Consider the following 12,668-nt stretch of genomic DNA (forward strand, 5'->3'; position numbering starts at 1 on the left):
AGGTTTTCTCCTACTCCCGCCCTGCCGGCGAGCGGCTGCCCAGCCACAGCACGGCCAGCCAGCTGGACCCGGCCATGCAGGCCAGCCAGGCCAGGTGCGGCAGACCCGCTGCCAGCGGCGCGCCCAGCTGGTTGAAGCGCAGCGAGGCCTGGATGCCGGCCGTGCTGGGCGAGAGCCAACGCAGCCACTGCAGCGGCTCGGGCAAGGCCTCGACGGGCCAGGTGAAGCCCCCCAGAAAAGCCAGCGGGATCGAGGAAAACAGCACTACCTGCAGGGCCCGCTCGCGATCGGCCAGCCACCAGCCCAGCAGGCAGGCGCAGCCCACGACGGCCGGCACAAAGCAGGCCAGCAGCGCCAGCGCGCCCCAGGGGTTGCCGCCATGCGGAAAGTCCTGCCAGATGAAAATCCAGCCGAAATAGAACAGCCCGGCCAGCCAGCCCGGTACGCACAGCGCCAAAAGCCGCGCCAGCCATTGGCGCGAGCCAACGCGGTCGGCACCTTGCTCGCGCCAGGTACCGACCAGCAGCGCGCTGCCCATCAGCAGGGTCTGCTGCAGTATGAGCACGGACACGGCCGCCACCACAAAGCTGCCATAGCCCTCGGTGGGGTTGAACAAGGCCACTGCCCGGGCGTTCACGGGCGAGCGGCTCACGGCGGCCTGGGGCGCGCTCTGCCCGCCGGCCTGCAGACGCTTGATCTCCACGCCGGCCGAAACGGTGCCGAAAGCCTCGGCAAAACCGTACTGCACCTGCTTGCTGATCAGGGGGTAGGCGCCGTTGGCGTAGACCGGAATCACCACATTCGCACGGCGCAGCACATCGCGCTTGAGATCGCGCGGCAGCAGCGCATAGCCCATGACCTCGCCGCTCAGCACGGCTTCGCGCGCTTCGCCCTCATCGGCCGTGACCAGCTGCGCATGGATGCGCGGGCTGGCCTGGGCAAAGCGCAGCATCTGCCGAGCCAGGCCCGAGTTGTCCTGCACGACCACGGCCACAGGCACGCGCTGCACCACTTCGGAGCTGTAGAACCAGGGGTAGAAGAAACCGTAGAGCACGGGCGCGCCCAGCAGCAGCAGGACCGCACCCTTGTCGCGCAGCATCACCACCAGGCTGTCCAGCCACAGGCGCAGAAAACCGGTTTGGGCGTCCATGGCTCAGCGCCCTCCCCATTTGTCGGGCCGTTGCAGGCCGCGCAGCAGTCCCGCAGCGGCCAGCGCCAGCAGCACCAAAGTGGCCAGCAGCAGGCCGCCGACCACGGGCAGGGTCTGTGCCACGGGCGCGCCCATCTGCCACTGCTCTATCTGCAGCCGTGCGTAATGCGTGTACGGCATGGCCAGGGCCCAGCCGCGCGCGCTGCCCGTCATGGCCAGCAGCGGAAAGCCCACGCCGCTGAACGCAAAGGCCGGTGCCGACAGCAGGCCCGTGCCCGATAGCGCCGTGCGCAGCGAAAGCGTGATGCCCGCCAGCGCCGCGCCTGCGGCCAGGCTCAGTGCCACCAGGGCCGCCAGACCCACGCCAATCCAAGCCATGCTGCCGGCCACGGCCCAGCCGCGCAGCTGTGCCAGATACAGCAAGGCCGCCATGCCGCTGCCCCAGAGCAGCAGGGCCGGCAGCAGCAGCTTGCCCGGCAAGGCTGCCGCCACCCGGGCCAGGCCTGCGCGCTGGCCATCCGGAAGCAGCCCTTCATTCAGCCATTGGCCCAGCGTGCGCTCGCGCAGCTCGCGGCCCACGGACCAGGCACCCGCCGTCATGGCCAGGATATGGATCAGCGCGGGCACCAGCGCGGCGGCCAGGAACTGCTCGTAATTGGTGGAGACGTTGAACAGCGCCACCAGCTGGGTCTTGATGGGCTCCATCTGCACGCGCAGTACCTGCTGCGGCGAGCCGCGCTTGGCCGCAGCCTGCATTTCCACGCCGGCCGACAGCGTGCCCACCACCTGGCGCACATCGCGCTGCAGCAGGCTCGATGCGGTGGCCAGTTGCGCGTTGTGCAGCAGCGTGATAGTGCCGCCGGCGCCGCGCTTCACGTCGCGCGCCAGGTCCGGCGGAATGTGCACCACGCCATAGACCTCCATGCGCTGCAGCGCATCGGCGGCCTCGCCGCGGTTGAGCACGGTCTGGCGCACCTGCAGCCCCGGCGTGGCATCGAGCATGCGCACCAGCTGCCGCGACAGCGAGGAGTGGTCTTCGTTCCAGACGGCAATCGGCAGCCGGTAAGGCTGGCCGGCCGAAAAAATCCAGCACATCAGGCCCAGGGCCAGCAAAGGCACCCAGCTGACCATGGCCCAGTCCCAGGGGCTGGCACGCAGCCGGCCCCATTCGCGGCGCAGGCTGGCGGCAAAGGGACTCACGCACCGCTCTCCACGATGACGCTCATGCCGGGACGTGCGCCCTCTATGGGCTTGGCCGGCCGCGCCCGCACTTCGAAGGTGCGCGCATCGAAGCCCTGGCTGCCGCGGGTGGTGCGCCAGGTGGCGAAATCGGGCAGCACGCCGAGGAAGAACACCTCGAACTCGGCCTGGCGGTCGCCCAGCGCCGGCAAACGGCCCTTGAAGCGGCTCTTCATCGCAAAGTGCTGCAGCTGGTCCTCGCGCACATTGAGCACCACCCATTGGTCGTTCAGGTCCACCACGGTGACTACCGAAACGCCCTGGGGCGACAGCTCGCCCTGCTTGGCCAGCACATTCGCCACCTCGCCGCCCACGGGGCTGCGCAGCTGGGTTTCGGCTTCTGCGGCCTTGACCTCGGCCACCACACCCTCGACCTGGCGCGCCTGGGCGGCAGCGGCGGTCCTGTCCTCCGCGCGCGCACCGCTGGCCGCCATGTCGTACTGTGCCTTGGCAGCCCGTGCCTGGGCATCCGAGGCGCGCCAGTTGGTCTGGGCCTCATCGCGCTTCTGGGCCGAAACCAGCCCTTGATTGAACAGGCTTTGCACGCGGTCGTACGAGGTCCTGGCCAGTTCGGCCGCCGCCTGGGCGCGCTGCCAGGTCAGCCGGGCCATCTGCACCTCCTCGGGGCGGGCACCGTTGCTGGCCTTGGCGGCCACGGCCTGGGCCGCATCCCGGGCCGCCTGGGCCTGGGCCAGCTTGGCCTGCACCTCGGGACTGTCCATTTCCACCAGCAGGTCACCGGGCTGGATGACCTGGCCCTCGGTCACATGCACCTTGGAGATGCGGGCCGTGACCTTGGGCGCGATGTCGGCCTCGCGCGCTTCCATCTGCCCCTGGAAATACGGGGCCGCGGGCTGGGCGGCGCGCCAGAAGCCCCAGACAATGAAGATCAGCACCGCGGCCGCGGCGATCAGCACGGCCACGGGCAGGCGCCTGGCCTGCTTCGGCACTTCAGGGCTGGGGCTGGAGGGTGGCGGGGTCGGAACGGGTGTATTCATGGTGCGTCTGCGGTGATCCGGATATCGGCACGGGCCATGTAGCGGGTGAACTCATCGGTCTGGCCCGTGCTCTCGAGCAAGGCGGCCAGCGCCTGCACATACTGGTTGGCGGCGGCGGCGCGCTCGGTCTGCACCTTGGCCAGGTTGAGCTGGGCATCGATCAGCTCCAGCGCCGTGCTGGTGCCTTCCTTCAGGCCGGCCGCGCGCAGCCGCAGCAGCTCGCGCGCCAGATCCTCCTGGGCCTGGCCGGACAGGTACTGGGTGCGCGACTGCTCCACGGCCAGCCAGTTCTTCTCGACCAGCAGCGCGATGTCCGAGCGCACCTGGGCGTCGGTGAGTTCGGCCTGCTCCACCTTGCGTTGGCCGGCGGCCGCAAGCTTGTCGCGGTCTATGCTGTCCCACAGCGTCCAGCGCACGGCCACGCCGGCCACCCAGTTGGGCTTGCCCGAGGTGTTGACTTCGCGCATGCCGAAGGCCAGCACCTGCGGCTTGCGCAGCGCCTCGGTGGCATCGTGCAGCGACTCGGCCTGGCGGCGCTTGGCCGCCACCTTGCTCAGGCCCGGATGGCGGCTCTGGGCCGCGTCCAGGAATTGCTGCAGCGGCGGCAAGGCCTCGCTGCTGACAAACAAGGGGGAGCTGGGGCGCACACCGCCCACCCCACTTGCTACGTGCACGGTACGCAGCAAGGCGCTGCGTGCCAGGCGCGCATCGTCGTCGGCCTTGCGCGCCTGCTGCTGGGCATCGGCCAGGGCCGCGCTGGCCTGCAGCCGCTCGACCTGGGCGATCACGCCGGCCTTGAGCATGCGCTGGGCCGCGTCGTCGTGGGCGCGCACGCCCTCCAGCGCGCGGCGGCGCAGGGCCGCGGCGCGCTCGGCCAGCTGGGCCGTGAAATAGCGCTGCACCAGCAAGGTGTTGAGCTGGTCGGCGCTGGTGGCGGCATCGGCCAGCGCTTCATCGGCCATGGCGTCGAGCTCGCCGCGCACCGCATCGCCCAGGCCGCCCATGTAGATGGGCCACACGGCCGAGAGGCTGGCCGAGGCCACATTGCTCTTGCGCTGCAGGTCGTAATTGGCCGGCAGGCTGGGCAGTTGCCCCACGGCGCCGCCCAGCTGCGGCGGCAGGTGCGAGATGCCATTGCCCAGGGCGCGGCGCGCCGGGTCGAGGTCCAGGTCGACATTGGCCGAATAGCGATAGCCCATGCCGGTGATGGCCACCGACGGGCCGCCCAGCCCCTGCATGCCCTCGCGGCGCAGGCGGGCGCTGTCCACGGCCTTGGCCGAGGCGGCCAGCTGCTCGGAGCGTTCGAGCAGCGCCGCGCGGGCCTGCTCGAAGCTCAGGGTACTGGCGGCGGCCGGCTGGGCCTGCACCGGGGGCTGGGCCCGAACCGGCAGCGCGGCCCCGGCCAGCAGGCTCAGTGCCAGGGAAAAGCAGCTGGAATGCATGAAGGTCGACAAGCGCGGATGGACGGACGGGAGAAAGGCAACAGCATGTTCTGGCGGCATGGGCAGGTATGCGCAGGCACGCGCCGCTGCGGTGAACACCCTCTCGAGGCCTGCCCCGGCTCCGCGATCGCTGCACGACCTGCTCTTTTTCGATGGGAGCATTATCCATGGGCGTTTTCGGCAGTTTCGCCGCCGTGCGTCGGACATCGTCCTTTTCCGCTGTGCGCCTGGGGTGCAGCCGCTAAACTACGGCCTGCTTGCGCGCCTGTCCGGCCCGCAGGCTTTTTTTGTCCAGTCCGGCCGCCGCCCCCTGGTGGCGCCCGGGAGCAGCCGCCCCTCACAAGGCTCTCACGCATCACCCCATGTCCACCGTCTTCAACTTCACCTTCGTTCCCTGGTTCCGGTCCGTGGCTCCCTATATCCACAAGTTCCGACATCAGACCTTCGTGGTGGGCCTGACGGGCGAAGCCATTGCCTCGGGCAAGCTCAGCTCCATCGTGCAGGACCTGGCCATGATCCAGGCCATGGGCGTGAAGATCGTGCTGGTGCATGGCTTTCGCCCCCAGGTGAACGAGCAGCTGCGCCTCAAGGGCCAGGAGCCGCGCTACTACAACGGCGCGCGCGTGACCGACTCCATCGCGCTCGATTGCGCCCAGGAAGCTGCGGGGCAACTGCGCTACGAGATCGAGGCCGCCTTCAGCCAGGGCCTGCCCAACACGCCCATGGCCGGCGCGCGCGTGCGCGTGATCTCGGGCAATTTCCTCACGGCGCGCCCGGTGGGCATCGTCGACGGCGTGGATTTCATGCACACCGGCCTGGTGCGCAAGGTGGACGTGGAAGGCATGCGCAGCGCCCTGGAGTCCGAGGCGCTGGTGCTGGTCTCGCCCTTCGGCTTCTCGCCCACGGGCGAGGCCTTCAACCTCAGCATGGAGGAAGTGGCCACGCGCGTGGCCATCGAGCTCAAGGCCGACAAGCTGCTGTTCCTGACCGAGGTGCCCGGCATCCGCATGGACCCCACGGGCCCGGCCGACGAGAACAACCCCATCGACACCGAACTGCCGCTGGATGCGGCCCGCCGCCTGCTGGCGCAGCTGCCGCCGGCGCAGGAGCCCACGGACGTGGGCTTTTACCTGCAGCACTGCGTGCGCGCCTGCGAGCACGGCGTGGAGCGCAGCCACATCCTGCCGTTTGCCACCGACGGCGCGCTGCTGCTCGAAATCTATGTGCACGACGGCATCGGCACCATGGTCATCGACGAAAAGCTCGAGGAGCTGCGCGAGGCCACCATCGATGACGTGGGCGGCATCATCCAGCTGATCGAGCCCTTCGAGCGCGACGGCACGCTGGTCAAGCGCGACCGCACCGAGATCGAGCGCGACATCGCCAGCTACACGGTGATCGAGCACGACGGCGTGATCTTCGGCTGCGCGGCGCTGCATCCCTACCTCGAGGCCAAGACCGCCGAAATGGCTGCCGTCACCGTCTCGCCCAAGAGCCAGGGCACGGGCGACGGCGAGAAGCTGCTCAAGCGCATCGAGCAGCGCGCACGCGCCCTGGGCTGCGAGACCATGTTCGTGCTCACCACACGCACCATGCACTGGTTCATCAAGCGGGGCTTCCAGCCCGTGGACCCCGACTGGCTGCCCGAGGCCCGCAAGGCCAAGTACAACTGGAACCGCAAGAGCCAGGTGCTGGTCAAGAAGCTGTAACCGGCTTCAAGCCAAAACAGGCTCCAGCGCTTGTCAATCAAGCGCTGGCGGCTATTGTTTTAGATAGCGGGCAAGCATCCTGCGCTGGCGCAAGGCCAAAGCGGCGGCCGAAGGCGCCGCAGGGGGTTTGTTGCGTTGCGTCACAACCGTTTCGGCCATCGTGGGTACAACAGGCGTATTGCCATGACTGGATACGCCATGCCTGCCACCACCCCGCCTGCCCTGCCGCCCCAGGCCATCAGCCTGGATGTGCTCGCCGAAAAATACCTGGCGCCCGGCGAGCAGACGGCCGAGGACCTGTACCGCCGCGTGGCCAAGGCCCTGGCCGCCGTCGAAAAGGAAGCGCTGCGCGCGCACTGGGAAGCCAGGTTCTTCGACAACCTGATGCGCGGCGCCATCGGCGCGGGCCGCATCATGGCCGCGGCCGGCCTGCAGACCAAGGCCACGCTGATCAACTGCTTCGTCCAGCCCGTGGCCGACGCCACCAACGGCTTCGATGCCCAGGGCAATCCCGGCATCTACACGGCCCTGTCGCAGGCAGCCGAGACCATGCGCCGCGGCGGCGGCGTGGGCTATGACTTCTCCAACCTGCGGCCCAGGGGCGCGCTGGTGCACGGCACCCATTCCTTTGCCTCGGGTCCCTGTTCCTTCATCGACGTGTTCGATGCCTCCTGCACCACGGTGGAATCGGCCGGCGCGCGGCGCGGCGCGCAGATGGGCGTGCTGCGCATCGACCATCCCGACGTGCGCGAATTCATCACGGCCAAGCGCCAGAAGGGCCGCTGGAACAATTTCAACGTCTCGGTGGGCGTGAGCAATGCCTTCATGCAGGCCGTGCGGGACGACGCACCGTGGCAGCTGGTGCACCCGGCCGCGCCCAGCGACGGCCAGATCGCGGCCGGCGCCCACCGACGCGAGGACGGGCTGTGGGTCTACCAGAGCCTGCCCGCGCGTGAGCTATGGGATGCCATCATGCGCTCGGCCTACGACTTTGCCGAGCCCGGCATCCTGTTCCTGGACAATATCAACGCCGACAACAACCTCTGGTATGCCGAGCACATCGCCGCCACCAACCCCTGCGGCGAGCAGCCGCTGCCGCCCTATGGCTGCTGCGACCTGGGGCCCGTCATCCTCACGCGCTTCGTGCAGGCGCCGTTCACGCCCGAAGCGCGTTTCGACCTGGATAGCCTGCGCGAGGCCGTGGCCGTGCAGGTGCGCATGCTGGACAACGTGCTGGACGCCACCGCCTGGCCCCTGCCCGAGCAGCAGCGCGAGGCCCAGCAAAAGCGCCGCATCGGCGTCGGTTTCACGGGCCTGGGCGATGCGCTGATCCTGCTGGGCCTGCGCTATGCCAGCCCCGAGGGCTTGGCCCAGGCCGAAGCGATTGCCCGCGCCATGCGCGATGCGGCCTATCTGGCCTCGGTGGAGCTGGCGCGGGAGAAAGGCGCATTCCCGCTGTTCAACGCCAGGCAATACCTGCAGGGCGGCTTCATCCAGCGGCTGCCCAAGGAAATCCGTGCGGCCATCAGAAAGCACGGCATACGCAACAGCCACCTGCTGTCCATCGCACCCACGGGAACGGTATCCCTGGCCTTTGCCGACAATGCCTCCAACGGCATAGAGCCGGCATTCTCCTGGACCTACACGCGCAGGAAGCGCACGGCCGACGGCGGCGCAGAGTTCTATCTGGTGGAGGACCACGCCCACCGCCTTTACCGCGCGCTGCATGGCGACAGCGCGCCGCTGCCCGACTCCTTCGTGAGCGCGCTGGAACTCAGCGCCTCCGAGCATGTAGCCATGATGCGCGCCGTGCAGCCCTATATCGACACCTCGATCTCCAAGACCGTCAACATCCCGGCCGACTATCCGTTCGAAGACTTCAAGCATCTCTACATGCAGTGCTGGGAGGCCGGACTCAAGGGCTGCGCCACCTATCGCCCCAACGACACGCTGGGCGCCGTGCTGGCCGTGGAGCCGCCTGCCGCGGCCAGTGCCGCACCGGCCGCCGGCGGAGCGGGCATGGACACGGTGATCGAGCGCCGCCCCGAAGGCCCGCTGAACGCCGTGGTGGACAAGATCGAATACTTCACGCGCGACGGCGTGCGGCGCCTGTACCTGGTGGTGAGCTTCATGGTGGTCGGCGGCCAGGAGCGCCCCATCGAATTCTTCATGCCCGTGGGCCAGACCGGCGAGAGCCAGCAATGGATCACGGCCACCATGCGCAGCCTGAGCCTGGCAGCGCGCGGCGGCTTTCTCGACAAGGCCCTGGCCGACCTGCGCAAGGTGGCCTGGGACCGCGGCCCCGTGCGCTATGGCTTCAAGACCCGCGAGGATGGCAGCCGCATCCCGCTGTGGCACGACAGTGAAGTGGCGCTGCTGGCATTTGCGATCCAGAGCATCATCGCCAACCGCGGCCAGCCCCAGCCGGCGCCGAGCACCGCGGCCGCTCCGGCATCGCCGCCCGAGCCCGCCCTGCCGGCCGGCGGCAGCAAATGCCCCGAATGCGGCGCCCATGCCGTGATCCGCAAGGACGGCTGCTCGTTCTGCACGGCCTGCGGCTACATAGGCTCCTGCGGATGAATGCCGAAGCAGGCCCGGCGCCTGCGCATCGGGCTGCCCGCCGGTACGCCGGCCCGGTCAGACGGCGTAATACCAGCGCCGCACGGCTTCGCCGGCCCGGGCCAGCGCGGCCTCCTGGGCCGCGGCGCCGAGCTTGCTGCCCGTGAGATAGGCTGTGACCAGCACGGGCTCGGACTGCGGCGTGGGCCAGACGATGATGGCGTCGCAGGCCGTACCGTTGTTGCCGGTGCCGGTCTTGCCGCCGATCTTCCAGCTGCCGGGCATGCCGGCGCGCAGCCGCCTGTCGCCCGTGCGGCTGTCCACCAGCCACTGCTGCAGCAGCGCGCGGCCGAAGCCCTCGAACACATCGCCCAGCAGCAGGTTCTGCATGGTGTGCAGCATGGCCCGGGGCGTGGTGGTGTCGCGCTCGTCGCCGGCCAGGGCTTCGTTGAGCGTGGGCTCGTTGCGGTCCAGCCGCGTGACCTTGTCGTCCATCTCGCGCAGCCAGGCCGTCAGGCCTGCGGGGCCGCCGGTGGCGTCGAGCAGCACATTGGCCGCCGTGTTGTCGCTGAGCACCACGGCCGCCTCGCACAGCTCCTGCGGCGTCATGCCGCCATCGGCGCCGGCGCGCTTTTCGGTGGCCGGCGAATACGGCACCAGTTCGGACGGCGAGTAATAGATCTTGCGCCACAGGCTGATCTCGCCCTTTTGCGCCAGGTACAGCACGCGCGCGGCCAGCAGCAGCTTGAAGGTGCTGCACATGGGAAAGCGCTCGTCGCTGCGCCAGCCGGCCTCGGCGCCCGACACCGTGTCCAGTGCATGCAGGCCCAGCCGGCCCTGCGCCTGGGCTTCGACGGCCGCCAGTTCGTCGGACAGCGCACTGGCAGCCTGCAGCTGCTTCCTGGTCGGTATGGCACAGCCGCCCAGCCCCCAGGTGCTCAGGCCCAGAGCGATGGATGTCGCTACAAAACTGCGTCGTTGCATAAGTCCCTCTTTGGTCACGCTATATAAGTTGGAGCATACAGCGGCTTGCAGCTGCAGACCAACGGTAATATTTGGCATCAATCATTAGAAAAACTAAGAGATCAACGCATGCAACTCCCCCTGAACGCGCTGCGCATGTTCGACGCCGCGGCGCGCCACCTCAACCTCACGCGCGCCGCCCAGGAACTGCACGTGACCCAGGCCGCCGTCAGCCAGCACATCCGCAACCTGGAGGAGCGCCTGGGCAAGCCGCTGTTTCGCCGCCTGCCGCGCGGCCTGGCGCTGACCGACGAAGGCCTGGCGCTGTGGCCCGTGGTGGCGCAGAGCTTCGAGCGCATCGAGCAATCGCTGCAGCAGGTGGCCGAGCCGCGCCCGCGCGAGATCCTGACCGTGGGCGTGGTCGGCACGTTCGCGATCGGCTGGCTGATTCCGCGCCTGGGCCAGTTCCAGCAGCTGCATCCGTACATCGACCTGCGCCTGCTCACGCACAACAACCGCGTGGATCTGGCCGGCGAAGGGCTGGACGCGGCCGTGCGCTTCGGCGACGGCTCCTGGCACGGCACGCGGGCCGACATGCTGCTGCGCGCGCCGCTGTCGCCCATGTGCACGCCGGCGCTGGCCCAGCGCCTGCGCCAGCCCGCCGACCTGGCCGGCCAAACCCTGCTGCGCTCTTACCGCATGCAGGAGTGGGAAGGCTGGTTTACCGCCGCCGGTCAGCCCGCGCCGCTGGCGCGCGGTGCCATGTTCGACTCCTCGCTGACCCTGGCCGAGGCCGCCGCCCAGGGTGCCGGCATCGCGCTGCTGCCCACGCGCCTGTTCGAGCACATGCTGCGCCAGGGCCGGCTGGTACGGCCTTTTGCACAGGAGGTGGACACCGGCGCCTACTGGCTCACCCACCTCAGGTCGCGCCCGGCCAGTGCGGCGCTGCAGACCTTCAGGCACTGGCTGCTGGCGCAGCTACAGGACGAAAACGCCTCGGCCAACCCTCCCCTGCCGGGCATACGGCATCAGGAATAGGAGCAGGTATCGCCTGCCGCTGCTTGAATGCCAGGCAATTAAGCAGCAAAACCCTTTGCCATCGGGCGCTGCAAGCTCCTGATCGAGGAGCAGCCATCTGCCGCCATCCCGCGCATGCCGCAGCCCCTGCAAGGCTTCGCGGCTGCGGGTACATTAGCCAGCCGGGCTGCGCAGCCCGTCTGTGCCGCCCTCCCTTCCCGAGCTTTCCCCGGAACTTTTCCCGGCGCTTTTTCCCGACCTTTCATGTCCGACCTGCCGACCACGCCCGCCGCCCTGCCCACGCTGTATTCCTTCCGCCGCTGCCCCTATGCCATCCGTGCCCGACTGGCGCTGGCCCATGCGGGCCTGGCCTGCGAGCTGCGCGAGATCAATCTGCGCAACAAGCCCCAGGCGCTGCTCGATGCCTCGCCCAAGGGCACAGTGCCGGTGCTGGTGCTGCAGGACGGCCAGGTGATCGAACAGAGCCTGGACATCATGCTGCATGCGCTGCGCAGCAACGACCCCGACGGCTGGCTCGCCCCCACGCACGGCAGCCTGGAAGAGATGCTGGCGCTGGTCGAGCGCAACGACAGCTTCTTCAAGCAGGCGCTGGACCGCTGCAAATATCCCGAGCGCCATGATGCCGAAGCCGTCAACCAGGCCCAGGCCGATGCGCTGACCTGGCTGTCCGCGCTCAACGACCAGCTCGAGGAAACCGGCTACCTGTTCGGCCTCAACCCCAGCTTGGCCGACATGGCGCTGCGCCCCTTCGTGCGCCAGTACGCGCGCATCGACGAGGCCCAATGGAACGAGCAGCCCTGGCCCCATCTGCAGGGCTGGCTGCAGCGCTGGATCGATTCGGCCCTGTTTGCCGAGGTGATGGAAACCTATCCGGGCTGGGTGCCCGGCACGGCGGGCCCGGTGTTCATGGGCAGCAGCGCGGAAAGCGACTGACACGGCGCCTGGCGACAAAAAGCCCTGCCGAAATCCGGCAGGGCTTTTTATATCCGGCAATCGCGCAGTATCAGCGACGCCTGCCGCGCACCAGCAGCACGAGCAGGACTACGGCGAATACGGCAAAGCAGATGAAGGACCAGTTGGCGATCGATCCGCCCAGCAAGGTCCAGTCCACGGCGGCGCAGTCGCCCGAGCCCTGGAAGATCATGGGAATGGAGCGGCTGAAGGAGTAGTGCTCGATCATGCCGTAGAAGTCGCGTCCGCAGGTGGCGAACTCGGGCGGATACCATTGCAGCCAGCTCTGGCGGGCGGCGACGAAAGCGCCGAAGCCGCTCATCAGCAGTGCGAGCAGGCCAAAGCTCATCCACCAGCCTTTGGAGCCTCTGAGGCTTGCCAGTCCTGCGAATATCGCCACACCGATCAGGGCATAGCGCTGCACGATGCACATGGGGCAAGGCTCCAGCCCCACCACATGCTGCAGATACAGGCCAAAGGCCAGCATGGCCACGCAGGCAGCGCTGATCAGCGCCAGAACGCGCCGGGGCGCGGTTTCCATCCATTCGAGCATGTTGTTCTCTCTCGGCACGAATACCGAATAGTCAAATTAAAAAAGCTGCAGCATCCGAGATGCTAC

At 68.6% G+C, this 12,668-nt stretch carries 10 protein-coding genes; 4 read left to right on the forward strand and 6 right to left on the reverse strand.

Annotated features, from left to right (window positions below):
• Window positions 1-10: 10 nt before the first annotated feature.
• The 4 genes from Cte04_RS00680 to Cte04_RS00695 are packed head-to-tail and all read right to left on the reverse strand — an operon-like array spanning window position 11 to window position 4,829.
• A complete protein-coding gene (locus tag Cte04_RS00680; RefSeq protein WP_370671016.1) occupies window positions 11-1,099 on the reverse strand; it encodes an ABC transporter permease in 1,089 nt (362 codons plus the stop codon).
• A gap of 54 nt (window positions 1,100-1,153) precedes the next feature.
• Complete coding sequence (locus Cte04_RS00685; protein ID WP_066470102.1) at window positions 1,154-2,350, reverse strand: ABC transporter permease; 1,197 nt, start codon at window positions 2,348-2,350, stop codon at window positions 1,154-1,156.
• On the reverse strand, window positions 2,347-3,387 hold the full coding sequence (locus tag Cte04_RS00690; protein ID WP_066470119.1) for an HlyD family secretion protein: 1,041 nt from the start codon (window positions 3,385-3,387) through the stop codon (window positions 2,347-2,349). Before Cte04_RS00690 ends, Cte04_RS00685 begins: the two co-directional genes overlap by 4 nt.
• Window positions 3,384-4,829 (reverse strand): TolC family protein, encoded by a 1,446-nt coding sequence (locus tag Cte04_RS00695; RefSeq protein ID WP_066470122.1) that lies wholly within the window; start codon window positions 4,827-4,829, stop codon window positions 3,384-3,386. Before Cte04_RS00695 ends, Cte04_RS00690 begins: the two co-directional genes overlap by 4 nt.
• Window positions 4,830-5,191: 362 nt before the next feature.
• Between Cte04_RS00695 and argA the strand changes: the two genes are divergently transcribed.
• Entirely contained in the window at window positions 5,192-6,538 is a 1,347-nt protein-coding gene (gene argA / locus Cte04_RS00700; protein WP_066470126.1) for an amino-acid N-acetyltransferase, read from the forward strand.
• A 198-nt stretch (window positions 6,539-6,736) separates the two neighbouring features.
• Complete coding sequence (locus tag Cte04_RS00705) at window positions 6,737-9,118, forward strand: adenosylcobalamin-dependent ribonucleoside-diphosphate reductase (RefSeq protein ID WP_066470128.1); 2,382 nt, start codon at window positions 6,737-6,739, stop codon at window positions 9,116-9,118.
• Window positions 9,119-9,175: 57 nt separating this feature from the next.
• On the opposite strand, the gene bla is transcribed toward Cte04_RS00705, so the two are convergent.
• Window positions 9,176-10,081, reverse strand: coding sequence for a class A beta-lactamase (gene bla, locus Cte04_RS00710; RefSeq protein ID WP_066470130.1), 906 nt, complete (start codon window positions 10,079-10,081; stop codon window positions 9,176-9,178).
• Between the two features lie 108 nt (window positions 10,082-10,189).
• Between bla and Cte04_RS00715 the strand changes: the two genes are divergently transcribed.
• Both Cte04_RS00715 and Cte04_RS00720 read left to right on the forward strand, forming a co-directional pair.
• The gene (locus Cte04_RS00715) at window positions 10,190-11,098 is read left to right on the forward strand and encodes a LysR family transcriptional regulator (RefSeq protein WP_066470139.1); all 909 of its coding nucleotides are present in this window, start codon (window positions 10,190-10,192) and stop codon (window positions 11,096-11,098) included.
• A gap of 243 nt (window positions 11,099-11,341) precedes the next feature.
• Window positions 11,342-12,031, forward strand: coding sequence for a glutathione S-transferase (locus Cte04_RS00720; protein WP_066470141.1), 690 nt, complete (start codon window positions 11,342-11,344; stop codon window positions 12,029-12,031).
• A gap of 70 nt (window positions 12,032-12,101) precedes the next feature.
• On the opposite strand, the gene Cte04_RS00725 is transcribed toward Cte04_RS00720, so the two are convergent.
• The gene (locus tag Cte04_RS00725) at window positions 12,102-12,602 is read right to left on the reverse strand and encodes a disulfide bond formation protein B (protein ID WP_066470143.1); all 501 of its coding nucleotides are present in this window, start codon (window positions 12,600-12,602) and stop codon (window positions 12,102-12,104) included.
• Window positions 12,603-12,668 lie beyond the last annotated feature (66 nt).

This window comes from Comamonas terrae, assembly GCF_001544075.1.
GTDB classification, from domain to species: domain Bacteria; phylum Pseudomonadota; class Gammaproteobacteria; order Burkholderiales; family Burkholderiaceae_C; genus Comamonas; species Comamonas terrae.

Excerpts from the sequence above, each read along its gene's own strand:
- argA (WP_066470126.1), top strand. The coding sequence starts at position 5,192 with ATGTCCACCGTCTTCAACTTCACCTTCGTTCCCTGGTTCCGGTCCGTG.
- Cte04_RS00680 (WP_370671016.1), bottom strand. The coding sequence starts at position 1,099 with ATGCTGCGCGACAAGGGTGCGGTCCTGCTGCTGCTGGGCGCGCCCGTG.
- Cte04_RS00725 (WP_066470143.1), bottom strand. The coding sequence starts at position 12,602 with ATGCTCGAATGGATGGAAACCGCGCCCCGGCGCGTTCTGGCGCTGATC.
- bla (WP_066470130.1), bottom strand. The coding sequence starts at position 10,081 with ATGCAACGACGCAGTTTTGTAGCGACATCCATCGCTCTGGGCCTGAGC.
- Cte04_RS00715 (WP_066470139.1), top strand. The coding sequence starts at position 10,190 with ATGCAACTCCCCCTGAACGCGCTGCGCATGTTCGACGCCGCGGCGCGC.
- Cte04_RS00695 (WP_066470122.1), bottom strand. The coding sequence starts at position 4,829 with ATGCATTCCAGCTGCTTTTCCCTGGCACTGAGCCTGCTGGCCGGGGCC.
- Cte04_RS00690 (WP_066470119.1), bottom strand. The coding sequence starts at position 3,387 with ATGAATACACCCGTTCCGACCCCGCCACCCTCCAGCCCCAGCCCTGAA.
- Cte04_RS00705 (WP_066470128.1), top strand. The coding sequence starts at position 6,737 with ATGCCTGCCACCACCCCGCCTGCCCTGCCGCCCCAGGCCATCAGCCTG.
- Cte04_RS00720 (WP_066470141.1), top strand. The coding sequence starts at position 11,342 with ATGTCCGACCTGCCGACCACGCCCGCCGCCCTGCCCACGCTGTATTCC.